This is a genomic window from Amycolatopsis sp. NPDC114484 (assembly GCF_055633755.1).
Map to the genome: position 1 here is coordinate 186995 of NZ_JBVKDQ010000016.1, position 21546 is coordinate 208540.

The following is a 21546-nucleotide window of genomic DNA, read 5'->3' on the forward strand; positions in this document are numbered from 1 at the left end:
GTGGACGTCGGCGGCACCAGCGTGCGCGCCGGCGTCGTGGACGAGCGCGGCTCACTGCTCGACACGGCGCGCGTCGGGACGCCGAGCGAGGAGAACGCGCTCGAAGACGCCATCGCCGGGGTCGTCGAGAGCCTGCGCAACCGGCACGAGGTCGCGGCGGTCGGCCTGGCGGTCGCCGGTTTCGTGACCCGCGACCGGCGCTCGGTGATGTTCGCGCCGCATCTGGCCTGGCGCAACGCACCGGTCGCGGACCGGATCGCGAAGCGGGTCGGCCTGTCGGTGACGCTGGAGCACGACGTCAACTCGGCGGTAGTCGCCGAACACCGCTTCGGCGCGGCGCGCGGGGCCGGTGTGGCGGCGCTGGTGGCGCTGGGCACCGGAATCGGCGCGGGCCTGCTGCTGGACGGCGAGATCTATCGCGGTGCGCACGGAGTGGCGCCGGAACTCGGCCACCTCACCGTGGTGCGCGACGGACGCGCTTGCCCGTGCGGGAAGTACGGCTGCTGGGAGCGGTATTGCAGCGGGACCGCACTGGCCGCGACCGCGGTCGAGCTGCTGGCGCGGTATCCGGGCCGTTCTACCGTGCTGTCGCGCGAAATCGCCGGTGACCCCGGGTCGGTCACCGGCCGCCGAGTGGCCCGCGCGGCTCGCGACGGCGACCCGATCGCCTTGCGCGCCATGGCGGAACTCGCGAAGTGGCTGGGCGAGGGACTCGCGCTGGTGGCGGATGTCTTCGACCCGGAGATCATCGTGATCGGCGGGGGAGTTTCGGAGTCCGCGCCGTTGTTCATGGACGAGGCCCGGGAGCACTACTCCGGGGCGATCACCGGGGCGCGGCACCGTCCGCTGGCACGGATCCGGACCGCGCACCTGGGGGACGACACGGCGATTGTCGGTGCGGCGGCCCTGGCGATGGACACGTTGTAGAGCCGGTGGGTGCTGATTCCGGTTTTCGGCGAGTCCGCCGCGCACGAGGTTCGTAACCCGTCGCTGCCGGGGCGGTCTTCGGGTTCTGACCGGCATAGGCACTCGCGAGGTTCTGTGGAAGGCTGGGCGGGGTGACGCCGATGACCGCCAACCGTTTCGTGCGGTGTTCTTGCGGCAGGCAGCACTGGGGCGCGTTCGGCGCGGCCGGGTTGTTGTTGTGCGATCCCCGCCGGGGCGTGCTGCTGCAGCAGCGTGCGTGGTGGGTGCACGACGGCGGCACGTGGGCCTTGCCCGGTGGCGCGCTCGAAGTCGGCGAGACTGTGCACGAGGCCGCGGCCCGGGAGGCGTGGGAAGAAGCCGCCATTCCGTCGTCGGCGTTCCGCGCGATGTCAGCGTCGGTGCTGGACCACGGCGAATGGCAGTACACGACCGTGCTCGGACTGGCCGACAGCACGTTGCAAGCTCAAGTCGCGAACGAGGAAAGCGCCGAGATGCGCTGGGTCCCGCCGGACGAGGTGGCCGCGCTCGACCTCCACCGCGATTTCGCTGCCGCGTGGCCGGTCCTGCGCGAGCAACTGGGCCGGGAACTGGTCCTGGTGGTCGACGCGGCGAACGTGATGGGCTCCCGCCCGGACGGCTGGTGGCGCGACCGCCGAGGCGCCGCGGAACGACTCCGCGACCAGCTGAACGGCCCCGTCGAACGCGGCCTTCGCGACGACGTCGTCGGCATCGGCGCGGGCCCGGCGTGGTCCTGGTGGCCCCGGGTGGTGCTGGTCGTCGAGGGCAAGGCCAGGGGAGTGGAACCGATCCCGGGCGTCGAGGTCGTCTCGGCGGACACTGACGGCGATTCGAAGATCGTCGAGGTGACTGCCGCCGCCCGGCAACGACTGGACGATCACGTCGTGGTGGTGACGGCGGATCGCGAGCTGCGCGGCCGGGTGGGGGAGCTTGGTGCGCGGGTGCTCGGCCCGGGAACCTTGTTGCGGGAGTTGGACAGCTAGGCGGCGCAGCGCGGTCTTGGTTGCTCCGCGCCCGCTTGGCGGTGTTCCGGACGTTTCCCTGGGGTTCGCGAATTCTGAAGTGGAGAACGGCGGGAACAGAAGCGCGGTGCGCTATGACGGGGTATCTGCGCGCTTCGATTCGGTGCCGGACGGGTTGGCTGACTTCGGCCGGATCAGGCGTCTGACGTGGACCTCGCTGCGGTCAGGACGGCGGTCATGGTGCGAGTCGCCGTGCGATCGCCGAGCAGGTCGGTGTTGTCGGCGAATTGGTCGACAGCACCGATGAGCGGGAGATCGCGGAGTCCGGGGTCGGTGATGCTGTCGAGGAGCGCCTGGCTGAATCGTTCGGCGTGCAGGACCTGGAATGGCCTGTCGTGGTAAGGGCGGGTGTCGGGGTCGAGCGGCTCGGTCAGTCCGAGTTGGTTGTGCAGCTTGGCGATGGCCGAGTACGCCGCGGCGAGATGGTCTTCCCGTTCGTGCCAGGCAGTGGCGGCGAGCGCCGCGGTCAGTGCCGGGGCGACGGCGGCGGCGAAGGGAAGCTGGGCGAAGGCGCTGCCGAGCCATTTGCTGTAGGGCGGGTAGCGGCGGTGCATGAGCAGGCTCAGCCGCACGAGGTCACGGACGAGGCGAGCGGCGACGACGGCCGAGCCGAGTTCGTCGCCGACTTCTCCGCACCGTCCGACGAACGCTTCTTCTTGGGAGATCCGCTGCCATTGGCAGGCCAGCACGTAGCGCCAGATCTGCTCGGGATACCAGGCGAGCTGGGAACGAGCGGAGGCGAGTTCGCCCGTGTGGTCGTGAAAGACCGCGCCGGCGGTGATCTCGGCCAGGGTCTGGGCGGGGGTGGACAGCCAGTCGGATGTGGTGACGGCGTCGCGCGGATCGAATCCCAGGTGGTCGGCGAACCACGCGTCGAGGCTGGTGACGTCGACGCGGTGGAAGACCGGCCCGTCGGTGACCGCCATGAGACGCACGTGCTCGTTCTCGGTGGGGGCGAAGTTCGTGGGGTAGCCGAGGAACGTCTTGGGCAGCTCGTCGCTCAGCGCCGTGACGAGGTCGTGAGCGTGCTGGTCCGCGTCGTGGGGGTGCAGGAACAGTTGCAGTCGCGGTCCCCATTCGTGGTCGGCGGACCGGGCGGTGTCGAAGCCGAGGACCTCGGAGCCGGCGCCGATCCGCGCGGCGGTGTGGGGCAGGTCCCCGAAATGCGCGCAGACCAGCGGCCGTACTGCCTCGTGGTAGAAGCGGCGCGACAGTTCCAGTCCCGGGATGAACGAGTGACCCATGGGTGGCATGGTGGCGCGCGAGGCGTGCTTGCCGCGACTGGATATCGCCGGTGTCGGGCAAGGTTCGTGGAGTCAGGCGGGTCGAGGACCGTGGTGCAGCGCTCGGCACCGGCGACGGACAGGCCGCAGAGTCGGCGCATATCGCCGCCGGTGGCATGGACTTCGTGGAGGGATACGGTCCTCCCGCCGGATCTGGGTGGGCCAGGGGATGCTGGCCTCGCCCAAGTGCAGCCGCCCATCGCGACTGATCGCGAGTCGCGTGGCCGGAAACCCTGTCGCGGGAGCCGAGCGGCTACCGATTCTCCTGACCTTGCCGCTCCACCGCCGCCTTTGTAGCTGGCCGGGAATCTCCTTGCTGGGTAAGAGATCGGGCGGCTGGACAGTCGCGGTCTTCCCGCCCTCGCCGACGCCTGGCGAGGGCGGGTGATCGCGTCGCGGCGATCACCGGTCACACGGTCTTCACCGCCCCGGCGTCGACAAGATGGTCCGCCCCGGTGACGCTCGCGGCCAGCGGCGACGCGAGATACGTGATCAGCGTGGCCACCTCCTCCGGCTCGACAAACCGCCCGGTCAGCATCCCGGCGCCCGCCGGAACCGCGGCCAGCAGATCCCCGTGGGACATCCCCATCGAGGACGCCAGCTCGGCGCCGTAGCTGTCCGATCCTTCCCACAGCGCAGTACGAACCGGCCCCGGCGAGACGGTGTTGACCCGCACTCCCCGCGGCCCGAACTCCTCCGCCAGTGCCTTCCCGAACGCGGTCAGCGCGGCTTTCGCGGTGGTGTAAGCGATCGGACCCGAATGCGGGATCCGCGCGCCGTTCGACGACACCGTGACGATCGCACCCCGGCTTTCGACCAGATGCGGCAGCGCGGCACGAGAAGCCCGGACCGCGGCGAGGAAATTCAGCTCCACCAGGTCCGTCCACTGCTGATCCGTGATCGACAAGAAACCGCCAGCCTGCCCCTCGCCGCTGTCGCCCCCGCCGACGTTGTTCACCAGGACGTCCAAGCCGCCGAGTTCAGCGACGGCCTGTTCGATCAGCCGGGCCGGGCCCTCCGGCGTGGAGAGGTCCACCGCGACGGCCACCGCGCCGGTTTCCTTCAGCTCCGGCGTGATCGTCCGGGCCGCGGCCACCACTCGCATCCCCTCGCCGATCAGTGCGGAGACCGTGGCCAGTCCGATTCCCCGGCTCGCTCCGGTGACCACCGCGGTCTTGCCGGTCAGCTGCATGTCCATCTGAAAACCCCCAAAGTCGAGTCAATGACGATGCACTTAAGCTAGCAGTTGCAACACTGGTGACGCAACTAAGAACCGAGTGGCAACCATGGCGTAAACTGAGCAGCATGGAGAAACGGGCCCTGCGCGCGGACTCGGAACGGACGGCTCAAGCGATCCTCGAGGCCGCCGAACGGGTGCTCAGCGACAACCCGGCGGCGACGATGGAGCAGATCGCCGAGGCGGCGGGCGTCTCGCGGACGACCGTGCATCGCCGGTTCGCCAGCCGCGACGCGCTGGTGGACGCGATGACCCTCTGGGCGACGCAGCAGTTCCACGACGCGCTCGCCAGCGTCCGGCCCGACGTCACGCCGCCGCTGGTCGCGCTTTACCAGGTGACCGCGAAGGTGTTGAGCGTCAAGCTCCGCTGGGGGTTCGCGATGAACGCGCACCCGCAGGAAGACGGCGTCCTGACCCCGGACGTGGTCGCCCAGTGCGACGTCTTCTTCCAGCGCCTGGAGGAGAGCGGCACGCTGCGGCCCGGCGTCGACCTGGTCTGGGCGCGCCGCGTGTACTGCGCGCTCATCCACGAAGCGGCGCAGGACCAGGACTCCGCCGACCCGGACGTGCTGGCGACCCGCGTCGTCGACACCGTGCTGGGCGGTTTCGGCAAACCCGGGCTGACGGTCGGCTAGGGAAGCCCGTCCCCGGCGAGTTCGGCGACGATCTTCGCGATCCGGCGCTCGCGGGTCTCGGCACGCTTGGCCGAGGTGACGGCTTCGGCGCGTTCCCGTTGTGCGGTAAAGGAAAGCTTGTCGAACGCGGCCCGCGCGCCCGTCCGGTCGGCCAGCGCCGAGGCCAGATCGTCCGGCATCTCGACCGTCCGCTCGGCGAGATCGGCTTCGAGCGTGACCTCGACGGTCTCCCCGGCCGCGACCCCCGCCGCCTCCCGGTTCGCCGCGCTGAGCGGCAGCATGAACTCGCCGGAGTAGACCGCGACCGTGCTGCGGTAGGTGTGCGGCCCGACGGTCACCCGGACCTTCGGCCGCCGTCCCTGGCCGAGCGCCTCGACAACCGCGGCCGGGACCCGGAAGCCAGTGGCGGTCTTGCCGTTGAGCTCGACGAGCGTGCTGAACGTATGCGACATCGCTGCCTCCCAGACCCAGCTAAGCGTGCGGGACGCCGTCGCGCATCTCGGTGACCAGCGCGGCGACCACGGCCTTCAAAGATCCGTTGTACTGCTTCGCGACCGCTCGCTGCCGCTGATAGCTCGCGCCGACCCGGAGAATGTTCTCGACATCGCGCAGCTCGCGGACGCAGTCCAGCCGTCGCGCGACTGGTTCGAGCCGGTCCAGCAGTTCGGCGAGGTCTTCGGTGACGAGGCGTTCGCGGCCGGCGGCGTCGAGGATGACGATCGCGTCGAGGCCGTAGCGCGCGGCGCGCCACTTGTTCTCCTGCACGTGCCACGGCGGCAGCACCGGCAGGGTTTCGCCCTTGTCGAGGCGCGCGCTGAAGTCGTCCACCAAGCACTGCGTGAGCGCCGAAATCGCGCCGACCTCCTGCAGCGTCGGCAGCCCGTCGCACACGCGCATTTCGATGGTGCCGAAATGCGGGGCCGGGCGGATGTCCCAGCGGATCTCGGAAAAGTGGTCGATCACGCCGGTGGTGAACATGTCCTCGACATAGCCCTCCAGCTCCGCCCATTCGCGGAACTGGAAGGGCAGCCCGGCGGTAGGCAGCTGCTGGAACATCAGCGCCCGGTTCGAGGCGTACCCGGTGTCCTCGCCGGACCAGTACGGCGAGGACGCGGACAGCGCCTGCAGGTGCGGCGCGTAGCGCAACAGCCCGTCGAGCACCGGCAGCACCTTGTCCCGGTGATCGAGCCCGACGTGGACGTGCACGCCGTAGATCAGCATCTGCCTGCCCCACCACTGGGTGCGGTCGATCAGCTTGGCGTAGCGCTCCTTGTCGGTCACCTTCTGCCGGTACCACGAGGAGAACGGGTGCGATCCGGCGGAGAACAGCTCGACGCCCAGCGGGTCGGCGACCCGGTGCACCTCGTCCAGCGCCTCGGCGAGGTCCTCTTTCACCTCGCCGACCGTGCGGCAGACGCCGCTGATCACCTCGATCGTGTTGAGCAGCAGCTCCTGTTTGATCCGGGGATGCTCGGCCTTCCCCTCCGGGCAGACCGCGGCGAGCAGTTCCTCCGCGACCGACCGCAATTCGCCGCTGCGCCGGTCCACCAGCGCGAGTTCCCATTCCGCGCCGACGGTGGAACGCCGGGACGCCTGGAAGTCGATCCGCATGCCCGTCCGGTCAGACCTGGGCGCCGTTGCTGGGGTCCGCGCCGGGCGGCGGGCCCTGGCGCACGCGCAGCAGGAGCAGCGCGATGCCGGTGGCGAGCGAGAGGATGCCGAGCGGCGTGGCGAGCGCGGGCCCGACCCCGATCAGGTTCGGCACGATCAGCAGCAGGAGCCCGACGACGAAGAACAGCAGCACGATGAACGCGCCCTTGCGCCAGCGCGGCAGCGGCGGCGGCTCCGGCGGCACGTAGTGCTCGTCGTCCTCGGCCGGGTCGCCGGAGAACATCGTGGTGTCCCAGTCGCTGCCGCCGGTCCGCCAGCCTTCCGACGGCGGCGCGGGCCGGGCGGGCGGGTCCGCGGCGGGCTTCGGCTTGGCCTTGCCCGCTTCGGGTTCGGCTCCGGGGGACGCCTCGGGCTCGGCGGGCGCGGGGCCGGCGCTGGAGAACGGGTCCTCGTCCAGGAACACGCCCACGCCCTCGGCCCGCAGGTCGGCGACGATCTCGGCGAACGTGGCGTCGACGTCCTCGGGTCCGTCCGCGCCTTTCCCCCGGTTCATCCGGCACCCACCTGTCCCGCCCGCAGCTTCCGGGCGAAGTCGACACTGCGGCTGAAGATCAGTTCCGCGTCGTGGTCCTGCGTCGCGACGTGGAAGCTGTTCTCCAGCACCACCTCGGTCACGTCCGTGCTCGAGATGCTGTCCAGAACGATCTGCGAGTTCTCGGGTTCGACGACGTGGTCGACCCGCGAGTGCAGCAGCAGCACCGGCTGCGTCACCTTCGCCAGGTCGGCCCGCACGATCTTCCACAGCTTCGCGAGGCTCGCCGCGGCCCGCACCGGGGTGCGCGGGTAGGCCAGCTCGACCTCGCCGGGCTTCGCGATGTCGTTGCCGATCGCGCGGATCGACGGGACCACCCGCGACAGCAGCGGCAGCACCTTGGCGTCGAGGCTCAGCCGCGTGACCGACGGGTTGACCAGCACGAGGCCGGAAATGTCCGCGCCGAACTCCTCGGCCAGGCGAAGGGTGAGCGTCCCGCCCATCGACATCCCGCCGACGAACACCTGGTCGCACTCCGCGCGCAGCGCCAGCAGCGCCTCGCGGACCGTGCCGTACCAGTCCTCCCAGGTCGTCCGGTTCAGATCGCGCCAATGGGTGCCGTGGCCGGGCAGCAGCGGGCAGCGCACGGCGAAGCCCTCGGCGGCCAGGTGCTCTCCCCAGGCGCGCATGCCGTCGGGCGTCGCGGTGAATCCGTGGCAGAGCAGGAAGCCGGCCCCGGAGGAATCCGGGTGGGAGAACGGTTCCGCGCCGGCGAGCACGCCCATCACGAACGCCCTTCCGAATCGAAGCGGTGGAGTCCTCCCATGCTCTCACGACGGAGCCGGGTTGTGGGCCCCACTCCGGAAGCGAGGATCCTTCCGGTCCCGCTGTGAGATCGGTCGCTGCCGCCGGGTGACCGCCCGCTCTCGCGTTGTGCGGGCCGGTGCTTGTTCCGTACCCTGACCTGCCGGGGCCCGCGCGGGCAGGAAAGGACTGGAACCCGGTGCTGTACTTGCTGATGAAGTGGGTTTTCATCGGACCGCTGCTGAAGACGCTGTGGCCCACCAAGGTCGTCGGCGCCGAAAACATCCCCGAGACGGGTGGCGCCATCCTCGCCGGGAACCACCTCGCGGTCGCGGATTCGTTCTTCATGCCGCTGCGGGTCAAGCGCAAGGTCACCTTCCCGGCCAAGTCGGAGTACTTCACCGAGCCCGGGTTCAAGGGCCTGCTCAAGAAGTGGTTCTTCACCGGCGTCGGCCAGTTCCCCATCGACCGCTCCGGCGGCAACGCCGCGCAGGCCGCGCTCGACACCGCGATCCGGCTGGTCAAGGACGGGCACCTGCTCGGCATCTACCCCGAGGGCACCCGCTCCCCGGACGGGCGGCTGTACAAGGGCAAGACCGGCGTCGCCCGGATCGCGCTCGAATCGCGCGGCGTGGTGGTCCCGGTGGCGATGGTCGGCACGGACAAGGTCAACCCGATCGGCTCCAAGATGTGGTGGCCGCGGCGGCTCGAGGTGCGCTTCGGCAAGCCGCTCGACTTCTCCCGCTACGAGGGCCTGGCCGGCGACCGGTTCATCGAACGGTCGATCACCGACGAGATCATGTACGCGCTGATGGAGCTGTCCGGCCAGGAGTACGTGGACATCTACGCGGCCAAGGCCAAGGAATTGCTCGCCGCCGAGGCGGCCGGGGTCAAGCCAGCCGTGCCGGCTCAGCCGAGTGGTCTTGACGCCGATCGGGTGCCGGAGACGAAGGCCGGATAGCGCCCCACTAGAGTTCCCCGGTGCGTTTTTTCTACGACACCGAGTTTATTGAGGACGGCGTGACGATTGACCTGGTGTCGATCGGTGTCGTTGACGAGCGCGGACGCGAGTTCTATGCCGTGTCCACTGATTTCGACCCCGGGAGGGCCGGGGCTTGGGTGCGGGAGAACGTGCTGCCCAAGCTGCCTTCCCCGGCGGATCCGGCTTGGCGGAGCCGCGAGCGGATCCGGGCGGATCTGCTGGAGTTCTTCGGGAAGCCGCCCGGGGGGATCGAGCTGTGGGCGTGGTTCGCGGCTTACGACCATGTGGCGCTGGCGCAGTTGTGGGGGCCGATGCCCGCGTTGCCTCGGCAGTTGCCCCGGTTCACCCGGGATCTGCGGCAGCGGTGGGAGGACGCGGGGAAGCCCAAGCTGCCTGCCGCGCCTGGGGATCAGCATGACGCGTTGGCTGATGCTCGGCATAACTTGCAGCGGTGGGGGGTTATTGAGGAGGCGTTTCGGCGGAGGTGAGGGGCGGGCGGGGCGGCTCGTCGCCTGGGGGCGACATTGCGCCCTGGTTTTAGTGGGGGCACCCCGAAGCTGATTGTGATGACGGACGGCGGGTGCTTGTCAAGGCGGGAAAGATGCCTTGACAAGCACCCGCCGTCCGCATTTTTGGCTTCGTATCGGGGTGCGGGGGTGGTGTGGGTGCATGGTTGGTTGGGTGCGTGGGCTGCGGGTGGGGGCGCGCGGTTTGGGGGTGTGGTGAGTTGGGGGTCGCGGGTGTCGGTGGGGCGGGTGGTCTGTGAAGGGCTCCTTGAAGGAATCTGATTCCCTCGAGGGGGCCCTCACGGACTTTGGCTGGGTGTTCGGGGAACCTTGAGGGAATCCGAGTCTCTGAGGGTGGTCCTCACGGACTTTGGCTGGTCGTGAGGGGAACCCTGAGGGAATCAGAGTCCCTGAAGGTGGCCCTCACGGACAGCTGGCGTCTGTGAGGGCCACCTTGAGGGAATGGGAGTCCCTGGAGGGACCGGGGCGGGGCGGCGGGGCCGGGGGTCAGCGGCGGGTGCGGACTGCGGCGGCCAGGGTGTCCAGCAGGGCTTCCGTCGTGTCCCAGTCCATGCAGGCGTCGGTGATGGACTGGCCGTAGGTCAATTCCGACGACTGTCCCAGCACCAGGTCCTGGCGTCCGGCCACCAGGTTGCTTTCCAGCATCAGGCCGGCGATTCCGCGTTCGCCCGCGGAGATTCGGCTCGCCAGGTCGCGGACGACTTCCGACTGGCGGACGTGGTCCTTGTTGCTGTTGCCGTGGCTCGCGTCGATCACCAGGCGTTCCGGCAGGCCGGATTTCGCCAGGCGGGCGAGGGTTTCCTCGACGCTGGCCGGGTCGTGGTTCGGGCCGGCGGTGCTGCCTCGCAGGATTACGTGGCAGTCCGGGTTTCCGGAGGTCGTCACCAGTGCGGCCAGGCCGTCGACGTTGATGCCGGGGAAGACGTGCGAAGCGGCGGCGGCGCGGGTCGCGTCCACGGCTACCTGGATGTCGCCTTCCGTCGAGTTCTTGATGCCGACCGGCATGGACAGGGCGCTGCACAGTTGCCGGTGGACCTGGCTGGCCGCCGTGCGGGCGCCGATCGAGCCCCAGGTGACGATGTCGGCGATGAACTGCGGGGTGATCGGGTCCAGGAATTCGCAGCCGACCGGCAGGCCCAGTTCGGAGACGTCCAGCAGGAGTTTCCGGGCCAGGCGCAGGCCCTTGTTGACCGCGAAGGTGCCGTCCAGGTCCGGGTCGTTGATCAGGCCCTTCCAGCCCAGCGTCGTGCGCGGCTTTTCGAAGTACACCCGCATCACGATGTGCAGGTCTTCGCGCAGCGATTCTGCCTTGGCGGCCAGGCGGCGGGCGTAGTCGAGGGCGGCTTCGGGATCGTGGACCGAGCACGGGCCGACGATCACGGCGAGGCGGTCGTCGCGGCCGTCGAGGATGTCGACCGTTTCCGTGCGGCCGGTTTGCACGACCTTCGCGACGACGGCGTCGACGGGATGGTCTTCGCGCAGCAAGGCGGGCGAGATGAGGGGACTGACCGAGGTGGTGCGGCGGTTGTCCAGCGTGCTCGCGTCGGCGGGGGCGGCGACGAGGCGGGTGCTCATGAGCGGGTGGTTCCTTCCTGGTGGACACCGACCCGCGGGGGATTCGCCGAGCCGGTTCGAGATCCGGCTCGGGGGTGGAGGTCAGCGCAGGTTCACGCCGCCGTGCCCACCCGGGGCCGGCTTCGCAAACCAGAAATAGCGCTGCACGGGCCCAAGGTAACACACCGCCGGGAGACCCCGGCCTGGACCGGATTGGGCAGGTGGTCCGGCCTGCACCGATCCAGATGAAAGCCGCTACGCTGTCCGCGGACTGTGACTGCACTCTCCCTGCGAGGAAAGACGGAGGCAACAGATGCGTGTCGGTGTGCTGACGGGGGGCGGCGACTGCCCCGGCCTGAACGCGGTCATCCGCGCGGTGGTCCGCAAGGGCGTCGAAGTGCACGGCTGGGAGTTCGTCGGCTTCCGCAACGGCTGGCAGGGCCCGCTGACCGGCGACAGCCGGCCGCTCGGCCTCGCCGACGTCGAGGACATCCTCACCCGCGGGGGCACCATCCTGCGGTCGTCGCGGACGAACCCGTACAAGGTCGACGGCGGCGTCGACAAGATCCGCGAGGTGCTCGCCGACCAGGGCGTGGACGCGCTGATCGCGATCGGCGGCGAGGACACCCTCGGCGTCGCCAAGCGGCTGACCGACGACGGCATCGGCGTCGTCGGCGTGCCCAAGACGATCGACAACGACCTCGGGGCCACCGACTACACGTTCGGCTTCGACACCGCGGTCTCCATCGCCACCGAGGCGATCGACCGGCTGCACACGACGGCCGAATCGCACCACCGCGCGCTCGTCATCGAGGTCATGGGGCGGCACGCGGGCTGGATCGCGCTGCACTCCGGCCTCGCCGGCGGCGCGAGCGTGATCCTGGTGCCGGAGCGGCACTTCTCCGTCGACCAGGTCGTGCAGTGGGTCGAGCGCCGCTTCGAAAAGGAGTACGCGCCGATCATCGTCGTCGCCGAGGGCGCGCTGCCCGAGGGCGGCGAAGAGGTGCTGGTCACCGGCGAGAAGGACGCCTTCGGGCACGTCCGGCTCGGCGGCATCGGCAACTGGCTCGCCGACGAGATCACCGAGCGCACCGGCAAGGAATCGCGCGCGGTCGTGCTCGGCCACGTCCAGCGCGGCGGCACCCCGACCGCGTACGACCGGGTCCTCGCGACGCGCTTCGGCCTGCACGCGGTGGACGCGGTCGCCGACGGCGACTTCGGCGTGATGGTGGCGCTCAAGGGCACCGACATCGTCCGCGTGAAGCTGTCCGAGGCGACTGCCGAGCTGAAGACCGTTCCGCTGGAGCGCTACCAGGAAGCCGAAGTCTTCTTCGGCTGAGTTTCCCGGGTAGGGGCAACCCCGCCACGGTGCCGGGGGCGTGCGGTATTCCGCGCGTCCCCGGCTTTTTTCTACCCTCGGCTCGTGCGAATCTTCCTGGCGGGCTTGACGATGCTCTCGGTGACCGCCGTTCCTCCTTCCACTGTGGACGGTGTGTGGCGGACGGACGGGTACGGGCAGCTGGTCCAAGTGTCCGGCGGCGAGCTGACGACCTACGACGTCACCGAGGCCAGCTGTTTGCCCGGCACGCTTTCCGGAACTGGCGACGGCACAAGGTTTTCGACGAACGAGGGCTCCGTCGTCACCGTCCGGCCGGGCCGGATGAGTTTCGACGACAACCTGGGCGTGCGGTCGTTGCGCCGTGTCCCTGGGGGATTGCCGCCCGCGTGCCGGGCTTCGGCTGCTGACCTGTTCGACGTTTTCTGGCACAGCTTTGCCGAGAACTACCCGTTTTTCCGTGCGAAAGGCGTCGACTGGAAGTCCGAAGGGGACACTGCCCGTCGCGAGCTCGCCGCGCATCCGGACCGGCTCGTCGACGTCCTATGCGGACTGATCCGCCCGCTGCGCGACGCTCACGTCGGCTTGCTCGCGCCGGGTCGGCATTGCTCTTCACCTCGGCCTGGCACCCCGGATCTGAAAACGACTGTCCCGCGCGCGATCGCCGTCGCCGACGCGAACCTTGGCGCACCGATCCACAACTGGGCGGACGGGGCCATCTCCTACGCCGATCTGCCGGACGGTCGCGGATACCTGCGGATCAGCGGATTCCATGACTACGCCGACACTTTCGCCGCCAGCAGCAAGGTCCTGGCGACAGCGCTGGACCAGATCTTCACCGCCGACCGGGTGCACGCGCTGCGCGGCCTGATCCTCGACTTGCGCGTCAACGGCGGCGGGGACGATCCGCTGGGCCTGCAGGTCGCCGCCCGGCTGACGGACGTCCCGCACTTCGCCTACGCCAAACGCGCCCGCAACGACCCGGACGACCCGACGCGGTTCACCGTGCCGCAACCGTTCTTCGTGCAACCCGCCGCGGCACCGCGCTACACCGGTCCGCTGACGGTGCTGACCGGCAGCCTGGACGTCTCAGCGGGGGAGACCTTCCTGCAGGCGCTGCTGAACCGGCATCCGCGGCCAGTCCTGATCGGACAGTCCACCCAGGGCGCCTTCTCGGACATGCTGGAGCGGACGCTGCCGAAACAGGGCTGGAAGGTGGCGCTGCCGAACGAGGAGTACCTCGACCGGCGCGGCCGCACGTACGACGGCACCGGCATCAGCCCGGACCTCGAGGTCCCGGTTTTCGCCCCGGACGACCTCGCCGCCGGGCGGGACCCGGCGCTGGCCGCCGCCCGCCGGTAGGGTGAGCGCATGGGGTCGGTCAAACAATTCCAGGTCACTTTCGACTGCGCGGAACCCGCGCGCGTCGCCCGCTTCTGGTGCGAGGTGCTGGGGTACGTCGAGCCGCCACCGCCGGAAGGGTTCGCCGACTGGGCAGAGTTCGACCGTTCTCTGCCGCCCGAGGAGCAGGGCGCGTGGGCGGCCTGCGTCGATCCGACTGGTGTCGGCCCGCGGCTGTACTTCCAGCGCGTGCCCGAAGGCCGCGTGGTGAAGAACCGGGTGCACTTGGACGTGCGCGTGGGCACCGGTCTTGTCGGAGACGAGCGGCTTGCGGCCCTGGAGGCCGAGGCCGAGCGGCTGGTCGCGCTGGGCGCGTCGATCGTGCAGGTGCTGCGCGCCGACGGCGTGAACGAGTCCTGCATCCCGATGCAGGACGTCGAAGGCAACGAGTTCTGCGTGGACTGACGACCTCGCCGTGCCGTGACTGAGCCACGGCACGGCGACGCTGTCAGATCAGGAGACGGACACGTTGGCCGGAGCGGTGAACGAGCCGCCCGACACCTGGTAGATCTGCGACACGGTGAGGCTGCCGCCCGCCGGGACGGTGTCGTGGCCGGTGATCACGACGTGCCCGGTGGACCCGGACGCGGTGCCCGGGTTCGTGTTCGACAGCGATTCGTTCGAAGGCAGGTCGAACGACAGCGTCCAGCCGTTCGCCGCCGACGCTCCCGCGTTGGTGATCGTGAAGTGCGCGAAGGCGCCGAACCCGTAGTCGTAGTCGGTGGTGAACTTCGCGGTCAGCTTGCCCACCGGGGCCGTCGTGACGGTCCAGGTGAACGGAGCCTGCGCGGTCGCTCCGGCCGAATCGGTGGCCGTCACGGTGACCTTGCTGGTGCCCTCGGCGCTCGGCGTGCCGGTGATGGAACCGGTCTTGCCGTCGATGGCCAGTCCGGCCGGGAGGCCGTCCGCCGAGTAGGTGTAGGGCGAGGTGCCGCCGGAAGCGCTGACCTTCAGCGAAACCGCCTTGCCCACCACGCTGTTCTGGTTGCCCGGGTTGCTGACGCTGAGCTTGCCGTTGGTGCCGCCGCCGGGGGTCAGGCCGGTGACGCCGTGCGGGGTGCCGAGGCCGGTCGGGCCGTCCCAGCCGGTGCCCGCGTCGCAGATCACCGTGCCGCAGCTGCCGTTGCTGCCCGAGGTGACGTCGGTGAAGTCGCCGGGGTGCGCGTACGGGTAGGTCGCGGCGTTGTCGCCGTCCTTCGGCGTCCCGGCGAGCGCCCAGATGCCGGCGACGATCGGCGTGGCCAGGCTGGTGCCGCCGTACTGCGACTGCTGGCCGTTGACGTAGATCGTGATGCCGCTGTTGGGATCCGCGTCGGCGGAAATGTCCGAAGTGGCCCGATTGTCGCAGGCGGTGCTGATCCCGTTCTGGAAGGCGGGCTTGCCGAACTTGCTCGAACAGCCGCTGCCCGCCTTGTTCCAGGCGGTTTCGGAGTAGCCGCCGCCGGACGCGGTCAGCGTGGTGCCGCCGACCGCCACCACCTCGGGCGAGGTGGCCGGGTATTCGGCCTGGGCGCCGCTTTCGCTGCCCCAGTCGCCGGTGGCGCCGAGGATCGCGACGCCCGGGTGGTTGTAGTGCTGCTCGGCGTCCGAGGGGATCGCGCTTTCGTGGTCGGCGTAGCTGTTGGACACGATCTTCGCGCCGAGCCGGACCGCGCTGTCGACGGCCGCCGCGAGGTCGCTGTCCTCGTTGCTGTTGCCTTCCACCAGCAGGATCTTGCAGTCCGGGCAGAGCGCGCTGACCGCGTCCACGTCGATGGCCATCTCGGTCGCCCAGCCCGAGTCGGTCTTGGTCGGAAGCGTGCTCGTGCCGTCCTGGCCGACCACGGTCAGGCAGCCGTTCGCCTTGGTGCAGGAGCCCAGGTCCCAGTGCGACCGGAAGTCGTTGAGGTCCTTTTCGATGCCGGGGTCGTCGAAGGCGTCGACGATCGCGACGGTGGTCCCGCCGCTCTTCAGCCCGGCGACACCGTAGGCTTTCTGCAGGTCGGCCGGGCTCATCGCGCTGGCCGGCCGGGCACCTGCCGAGACCAGTCGCACGGCCTGGCATTTCGCGTAGCCCTCGGGTGCGTTGGCGCACGACGCCGGGCTCAGCTGCGGGCTGGCGTCGGCGGCGGGGGTGAAGGTCGCCGCCACCCCGGCCCCCAGAGCGAGCGCCGCACCGGCGGCAGCCAGCCGTCTCAAGGTCATTCCCACACGCATCATCGCGTCCTTCCTGGTACGCCGCTGCCCGGAAGACGGGCGAAAAGCGGTGCCGCCATTGGATTTCACCGAGGCGGCGGGAACCAGGAACAACCGGCACAACCGGCTGTTGTGCCGGGAGGAGGAACCAGACCTTCGGAGGATGTTCCGCGCCCCTGGGCGAGCGACCATGGACCGGCGGGAGGTGCGGGACATGCCGGACGGCGCGACGGAAACGTTCGACCGGACGCTGGTCCGGTTGCGCCGGGCGGCCGGGCTGACGCAGGAACAACTGGCGCAGCGCTGCGGGCTGAGCACTCGCGGCGTGGGGAATCTCGAACGCGGGCAGCGGCATCCGCGGCGGGTCACCGTGCAGCTGCTCGCCGACGGTCTCGCGCTGCCCGAGGACGGCCGTGCCGAACTGCTCGCGGCCGCCCGGCGCGGCAGGCAGCGCCCGCCGGAGCACCCGGTCCCGCCGCCTCGTCCGGCACCGGACCTCATCGGCCGCGTCGAGGAACACGCCTTGCTGGACAAGCACATTTCCGGTACGGGCAGGCCGTTTCTGGTCTTCGCCGGACAGACCGGCATCGGCAAGACCCGGCTGCTGACCGAAGCCGCGACGCTGGCCGAGACCCGGGGCACGGTGGTGCTTTCCACGGCCTGCTCCCGGCACGGCGGAGAGCCGTACGCGCCGCTGTCGGAAGCGTTCGCCCGGCACGGGGCCGAGCATCCCGCCGGACCCGGACTGGCGTTCCTGCTGCCCGAACAACGCACCGCCGAACCGGCTCCGCCCCGCTGGCTGATGTTCGCCGAGGCAGCCCGGTTTCTCGACACGCTCGCCCGGCGCCGTGGCGTGCTTGTGATCCTGGACGACCTTCAATGGGCCGGTCCGGACGGGCTGGCGCTGCTGGCTTCGCTCGTCCAGGACGTCCGGCCGGACCGGGTCCGCTTCCTCGCCGCCTACCGCGACACCGAGATCGCCGCGGCCGAGCCGTTGGCCGACACTCTGCTCGATCTGTACCGGAAAGGCTTGCTGACACAGCATTCCCTGGCCCCGCTGGCGGACGACGACGCGACGACGCTGTTGCACCACAGCGCCGGGACCGAGGTGGGACAGTCCGCTCGGGAGCGGGTGCTCCGGCTGGCCGGCGGTCTCCCGTTGTTCCTGGTCCAATTGGGACACGTGCTGGGCAGATCCGGCAAACCGCCCGCGGAACTGCCGTGGGGGCTCGCGCACGCGGTGCGGCGGCAACTCGGTTCGCTGCCCGAACGCACGGCCGAGGTGCTGACGCTGCTGGCGGTCGGGCAGCAGCGGATGGACCCGGACGTCCTTGCCGCGGCTGCCGGGCTGGACCCGGCGGAGTTGTCGGAGGTGCTGGCACCCGCGCACACCGCGCGGCTGCTGGACGAGAACGCCGACGGTGTCCGGCTGACCCACGAACTGGTCGCCGAGGTGATGAACGGAGACCTGCCGCCAAGCCGCCGGCATGTGCTGCACCGCAGACTGGCCGAGGCATTGGGCGGCGCGGCCGCGGCGTATCACTACACGCACGCGCAGGACACCGAACGCGCCGCGCAGACTTTGCGGCACGCCGCGGAGAACGCCAGCAGGCAAGCCGCGCACGACACGGCCGCGCAGCACCTGGGCGCGCTGGTCGATCTGCTGGACCGCACCGGTTCCCAGGCCGAGGTCGCCGAAGCGGCCGAAGCCTGGGCGGACGCACTCGCCGCTGCTGGCCGTTACGACGCCGCACTCGCCGCCGCTGAGCGCGCGCTTTTGGTGTACCGCAAGGAAGGCGACGAGGAACGGCAACGACTGGTGATCGCCCGGATCGGCTATCTGCATTACCAACGCGGCACTCCGCGCGAGGGACTCGCCCGGATCGCGCCGACGCTGACGGAGGACCGACCGGGAGGATCGGCCGTACGGCTGCGGCTTGCTCGCGCTGCCAATCTCTATCAGAGCACGCGCTATCGAGAGTCCGTCGAGGTCTCCACCGCCGCGATCGTCGCCGCGGAAGCGGTGGGGGACGAGCATGGTCTCTCCGGCGGGCATCTGCGGCGTGGCCTGGCATTGCGGCTGCTCGGCCGCAACGAGGAAGCACTGGCCGATCTGCACACGGCTGCTGCCACCGCGGAACTGTGCGGCGACCGGGAAATCGTCGTCCGCGCCCTGACCGGGGTCGCGGTGCTGCACCACTACCGCGGCGAACTGGCCCGGGCGGACCGGCAGTTCGAGCGGATCCTCCGGCTGGCCGAGGAACTCGGCGACCGGGAACTGCTCAGCCGAGCGGTGTGCAACGTCGGCGCGAGCGCGGTCTACGTCGGCCGCTGGGGCGACGCGCGGCGGCGGTTCAGCCAAGCGCTGGAACTCGCGGGACACGGCAGGTCGCCTATGTGCGGCGCGATGGCCCTTATCGGCCGGGGTGCATTGTGGTCAGCCTGTGGGCGATTCTCTGCGGCAGCCGAGGACCTGACGAAGGTGATTCGTCTGGGTCACGAAAGCGACAATGCCGACATCATCTGCAACGCTTCCGCGCAGCTGGCGGAAAACGACGTGCGTGCGGGCCGTCCCGAGCGAGGGGTGCGCCGGTTGCTGCCGTTGCTGGCGATGCAAGGGGAGCGGAGTTGGCAGATGACCGATGCGCTGCCGTTCCTCGCCGAGGCACAACTGGCGGCTGGCGATCCGGTCGCCGCTGGGGAGACCGCTGCGGAGGCTGTTGCCTGTACTGAGCACATCGACCACATCCTCGCTCGCACGGATGCATTCCGGGTGCAGGGCCTTGCTTTCCTTCGCCGTGGATCCCTTTCGTCGGCGGAGGAGAGCATGGAGGAGGCGCGCTCGTTGGCTGAACGGGTGGCTTCGCCGTACCTGCTTGCCCGCGTGAGCGCCGCGCAAGCTGGCCTCTCGGACCGTCGGGGTGATTGTGCTGCTGCGGCGAGGGACCGGGGGAGGGCGGAGGAGTTGTTCGCGGCTTTGCGGCGGGATGCCTTGGCGGAGGACTGATCGGACTGTCCACAGAGGGCGGTTCCACTGCCGGAAAACTCGGGTGCCCCGGCAGGCTTCGGTTTCTACACTCGCTGGAATGGACAGCTGGCCGGACCTCCTGAACGTGGTCGACGTCGAAGCGACCTGCTGGGAGAAGCAACCGCCGCCCGGCCAGGTCGGCGAGATCATCGAGATCGGGCTGACGGTCGTCGATCTGCGTGCGGGCGAGCGGGTGGCCAAGCACCGGATACTGGTCCGTCCGGCCCGGTCCGAAGTGAGCCCGTTCTGCACGGAGCTGACGGGGTTGACCCAAGCCGAGGTCGAAGGCGGCCTGTCGTTCCGGGAAGCCTGCCGAACGCTGGCAGTGCGGCATCGCGCGGCGGAGTCGCCGTGGGCCAGCTGGGGAGACTACGACCGCAATCAGTTCCTCCGGCAATGCCGCCACACCGGAACCGAGTACCCGTTCGCTGGACGGCACACCAACGCGAAGGTCGCCTTCACCGCGGCCTACGGCCTGCGTCGCCGGCTTGGAATGGCCCAAGCCCTTGCCGTCGCGGGTCTTCCGCTGGAAGGCCGGCACCATCGCGGCGACGACGACGCGTGGAACATCGCCGCGCTGGTACTGGACATCGCGAAGCGCGGGGCATGGCCGAACGGTTAGATTCGCGCCAGTTCGTCCAGAATTCCAGCCGCTTTCGCGATGTCCTCAGTCAACGGCCGATCCTCCAGCCGTTCGTCCAGCACCTCGACCGCGGCCGTGAACGCCGCCCGCACCGGGAGATCCACCAGCTCAGCCTTCCGGATCCGCAATGCCCGCACCGCTGCCACCAGCTCGCACGCCAGCACCTGCCGGTAAGCAGCCGCCGCCGCGGTGGCCGCCCGCGCGGCCTGGGTCGAGAAGCTCGCGTGATCCTCGATCCCGCGTGACACCACCGCGGTCCCGAGCGTCGCGGGCAACGCCGCCTGCCGCAGTTCGGTGAGCGCGTCGTGCGCGACGTACTCCAGGATCATCACCCCGGAACTCCCCGGCGGCCCGACCGCGAGAAACGGGCGCAAGCCAGTGAATTCCGGTTCCACGAGGTCGCCCAACCGAGCCACGGACAACTCCGCGACCTGATGCACCGTCGCGCGGGCTTGGTCGAGCGCGGTCGAGACGTACGCGGTGTGGAAGTGCGCGTGGTGGTACGCATCGCCGTGCACCGTAGAGATCATCGGATTTTCCGTGCTGGCATTGATTTCCACCGCGAGCACGTCTCGCAGATAGTGGATCGCGTCCAGTGCGGGGCCTTGCACCTGAGGAAAAGCGCGCAACCCGAAGGGATCCTGAAGCCGACGCCCCGGCTTCGGCGTGCCGTGCATGCCCAACAGGCGACGCATTTCAGCCGCGCACGCCACCTGCCCGGCGTGCGGACGTGCTTCGTGCACAGGTGTCGCGTACGCCTCGGGGTTGCCGTCGAGAGCCACGTACGTGAGCGCGGCGACGGCGTGGCTCGCGCGGGTGAGCGTGTCCAGGCTCATCGCGGCGAGAGTTGCTTCGGCGAGCGTCGCGGCATTGCTGCTCATGAACGCCAACGCGTCGCCCGCGTACACCGGAACCGGTGGCACCGCACCGATCGCCCACTCGCGTTCCCCGGCCAGCGCGAGCGCGGTTTCCGCGAGCGGAGCGAGGTCGCCGGTGCCGATCGCGCCCAGCCGGTGGACCACGGGCAGCGCACCGCTGCGCACGGCTTCGGCGAGCGCGCCGATCAGCTCCGGGCTGATTCCGGACCGGCCGGTCAGCAGTTGATTGAGCCGGATCAGCAGCATCGCGCGGATATGTCCGTCCGGCAGCAGGTCGCCGCTGCCGCCGGCGTGGCTGCGCAGCAAGCGAAGGCCGTGCTCGGCGGGCTCGTCCACCGCGTCGTCCTTGTTCGCGCCGACGCCGGTGGTGCGGCCGTAGACCACTCGCCGGGTGCTCAGGTCCTCGGCCAGTTTCCACGAATGCTCGGCGGCGCGCATCGCCGCGATGGACACGTCGATCGCCAGCGGGCCTTCGGCGTGCGCCGCCGCGACCACGTCGGCGCACCGCAGGGTCCGGCCGTCCACTCGGATCACGGCGTGCTCCTCATTCGGTTTCGTCCAGCCGCTGTTCGAGCGCGTCGAGCCGGTCCGCCCAGAACTGCCGGTAGGGCGCGAGCCAGGCGTCCACTTCGGCCAGCGGTTCGGCGCGCAGCCGGTAGCAGCGGCGCTGCGCGGACACCCGCACGGTCACCAGCCCCGCCTCGCGCAGCACGCGCAGGTGCTTGGACACGGCGGGCTGGCTGAGCCGGAGTTCGGCCACCAGTTCGCCGACCGACCGCTCGCCTTCGAGCAGCAGGTCCAGCAGCGCGCGGCGGCGGGGTTCGGCCAGCACGTCGAAGGTCTGCATCACCCCGGAAATCTGCCTCGCGGGGCATATGCCTGTCAAGGAATGCGAGTACCGCCGAATGTCCGGTTTGTGGTCTAAACCATTGACCTGGTGGTCTAGTCCACTT

General features: G+C 70.0%; 20 protein-coding genes. 10 read left to right on the forward strand and 10 right to left on the reverse strand.

Annotated features, from left to right (window positions below; translation table 11 throughout):
* Both ACZ7SW_RS32910 and ACZ7SW_RS32915 read left to right on the forward strand, forming a co-directional pair.
* On the forward strand, positions 1–927 hold the full coding sequence (locus tag ACZ7SW_RS32910) for an ROK family protein (protein WP_470234327.1): 927 nt from the start codon (positions 1–3) through the stop codon (positions 925–927).
* A gap of 131 nt (positions 928–1058) precedes the next feature.
* The gene (locus tag ACZ7SW_RS32915) at positions 1059–1928 is read left to right on the forward strand and encodes an NUDIX domain-containing protein (protein WP_470234252.1); all 870 of its coding nucleotides are present in this window, start codon (positions 1059–1061) and stop codon (positions 1926–1928) included.
* Positions 1929–2101: 173 nt separating this feature from the next.
* Here ACZ7SW_RS32915 and ACZ7SW_RS32920 read toward each other — a convergent pair whose 3' ends face one another.
* Together ACZ7SW_RS32920 and ACZ7SW_RS32925 are read right to left on the reverse strand one after the other, a co-directional pair.
* Positions 2102–3211 carry a DUF4037 domain-containing protein gene (locus ACZ7SW_RS32920; RefSeq protein WP_470234253.1) on the reverse strand — a complete coding sequence of 370 codons (1110 nt, stop codon included), beginning with the start codon at positions 3209–3211 and terminating at the stop codon, positions 2102–2104.
* 448 nt (positions 3212–3659) lie between these two features.
* Positions 3660–4448: an SDR family oxidoreductase gene (locus ACZ7SW_RS32925; RefSeq protein WP_470234254.1), complete on the reverse strand. Its 789-nt coding sequence runs from the start codon at positions 4446–4448 to the stop codon at positions 3660–3662.
* A gap of 107 nt (positions 4449–4555) precedes the next feature.
* Between ACZ7SW_RS32925 and ACZ7SW_RS32930 the strand changes: the two genes are divergently transcribed.
* Positions 4556–5122: a TetR/AcrR family transcriptional regulator gene (locus tag ACZ7SW_RS32930; protein ID WP_470234255.1), complete on the forward strand. Its 567-nt coding sequence runs from the start codon at positions 4556–4558 to the stop codon at positions 5120–5122.
* Here ACZ7SW_RS32930 and ACZ7SW_RS32935 read toward each other — a convergent pair.
* Genes ACZ7SW_RS32935 through ACZ7SW_RS32950 form a run of 4 tightly spaced genes read right to left on the reverse strand, consistent with a single transcriptional unit; the run spans position 5119 to position 8050 of the window.
* A complete protein-coding gene (locus ACZ7SW_RS32935) occupies positions 5119–5574 on the reverse strand; it encodes a YdeI/OmpD-associated family protein (protein WP_470234256.1) in 456 nt (151 codons plus the stop codon). The genes ACZ7SW_RS32930 and ACZ7SW_RS32935 overlap by 4 nt on opposite strands.
* Positions 5575–5593: 19 nt before the next feature.
* Positions 5594–6733, reverse strand: a complete 1140-nt coding sequence (locus tag ACZ7SW_RS32940) for a glutamate--cysteine ligase (protein ID WP_470234257.1) — start codon at positions 6731–6733, stop codon at positions 5594–5596.
* Between the two features lie 10 nt (positions 6734–6743).
* Complete coding sequence (locus ACZ7SW_RS32945) at positions 6744–7286, reverse strand: hypothetical protein (RefSeq protein WP_470234258.1); 543 nt, start codon at positions 7284–7286, stop codon at positions 6744–6746.
* Entirely contained in the window at positions 7283–8050 is a 768-nt protein-coding gene (locus ACZ7SW_RS32950) for an alpha/beta hydrolase (protein WP_470234259.1), read from the reverse strand. The genes ACZ7SW_RS32945 and ACZ7SW_RS32950 overlap by 4 nt, the downstream gene beginning before the upstream one ends.
* Before the next feature lie 218 nt (positions 8051–8268).
* On the opposite strand from ACZ7SW_RS32950, the gene ACZ7SW_RS32955 reads away from it, so the two are divergent.
* The gene (locus ACZ7SW_RS32955; protein WP_470234260.1) at positions 8269–9030 is read left to right on the forward strand and encodes a lysophospholipid acyltransferase family protein; all 762 of its coding nucleotides are present in this window, start codon (positions 8269–8271) and stop codon (positions 9028–9030) included.
* A gap of 20 nt (positions 9031–9050) precedes the next feature.
* Positions 9051–9539, forward strand: a complete 489-nt coding sequence (locus tag ACZ7SW_RS32960; RefSeq protein ID WP_067595152.1) for a polyadenylate-specific 3'-exoribonuclease AS — start codon at positions 9051–9053, stop codon at positions 9537–9539.
* 525 nt (positions 9540–10064) lie between these two features.
* Here ACZ7SW_RS32960 and ACZ7SW_RS32965 read toward each other — a convergent pair.
* Positions 10065–11153, reverse strand: coding sequence for a 3-deoxy-7-phosphoheptulonate synthase (locus ACZ7SW_RS32965; RefSeq protein WP_470234261.1), 1089 nt, complete (start codon positions 11151–11153; stop codon positions 10065–10067).
* A gap of 292 nt (positions 11154–11445) precedes the next feature.
* Between ACZ7SW_RS32965 and ACZ7SW_RS32970 the strand changes: the two genes are divergently transcribed.
* From ACZ7SW_RS32970 to ACZ7SW_RS32980, 3 genes are all read left to right on the forward strand, one after another.
* A complete protein-coding gene (locus ACZ7SW_RS32970) occupies positions 11446–12471 on the forward strand; it encodes a 6-phosphofructokinase (RefSeq protein WP_470234262.1) in 1026 nt (341 codons plus the stop codon).
* 84 nt (positions 12472–12555) lie between these two features.
* Positions 12556–13830 carry a S41 family peptidase gene (locus ACZ7SW_RS32975; RefSeq protein ID WP_470234263.1) on the forward strand — a complete coding sequence of 425 codons (1275 nt, stop codon included), beginning with the start codon at positions 12556–12558 and terminating at the stop codon, positions 13828–13830.
* A gap of 9 nt (positions 13831–13839) precedes the next feature.
* The gene (locus tag ACZ7SW_RS32980; RefSeq protein ID WP_470234264.1) at positions 13840–14274 is read left to right on the forward strand and encodes a VOC family protein; all 435 of its coding nucleotides are present in this window, start codon (positions 13840–13842) and stop codon (positions 14272–14274) included.
* 48 nt (positions 14275–14322) lie between these two features.
* On the opposite strand, the gene ACZ7SW_RS32985 is transcribed toward ACZ7SW_RS32980, so the two are convergent.
* On the reverse strand, positions 14323–16068 hold the full coding sequence (locus tag ACZ7SW_RS32985; protein WP_470234265.1) for a putative Ig domain-containing protein: 1746 nt from the start codon (positions 16066–16068) through the stop codon (positions 14323–14325).
* 166 nt (positions 16069–16234) lie between these two features.
* On the opposite strand from ACZ7SW_RS32985, the gene ACZ7SW_RS32990 reads away from it, so the two are divergent.
* Positions 16235–19051, forward strand: a complete 2817-nt coding sequence (locus ACZ7SW_RS32990; protein WP_470234266.1) for an AAA family ATPase — start codon at positions 16235–16237, stop codon at positions 19049–19051.
* A 79-nt stretch (positions 19052–19130) separates the two neighbouring features.
* On the forward strand, positions 19131–19694 hold the full coding sequence (locus tag ACZ7SW_RS32995; protein ID WP_470234267.1) for a 3'-5' exonuclease: 564 nt from the start codon (positions 19131–19133) through the stop codon (positions 19692–19694).
* Here the strand turns inward: ACZ7SW_RS32995 and ACZ7SW_RS33000 are convergent.
* Both ACZ7SW_RS33000 and ACZ7SW_RS33005 read right to left on the reverse strand, forming a co-directional pair.
* On the reverse strand, positions 19691–21127 hold the full coding sequence (locus tag ACZ7SW_RS33000) for an aromatic amino acid ammonia-lyase (protein ID WP_470234268.1): 1437 nt from the start codon (positions 21125–21127) through the stop codon (positions 19691–19693). The genes ACZ7SW_RS32995 and ACZ7SW_RS33000 overlap by 4 nt on opposite strands.
* A 10-nt stretch (positions 21128–21137) precedes the next feature.
* On the reverse strand, positions 21138–21440 hold the full coding sequence (locus ACZ7SW_RS33005) for an ArsR/SmtB family transcription factor (RefSeq protein WP_182890918.1): 303 nt from the start codon (positions 21438–21440) through the stop codon (positions 21138–21140).
* Positions 21441–21546 lie beyond the last annotated feature (106 nt).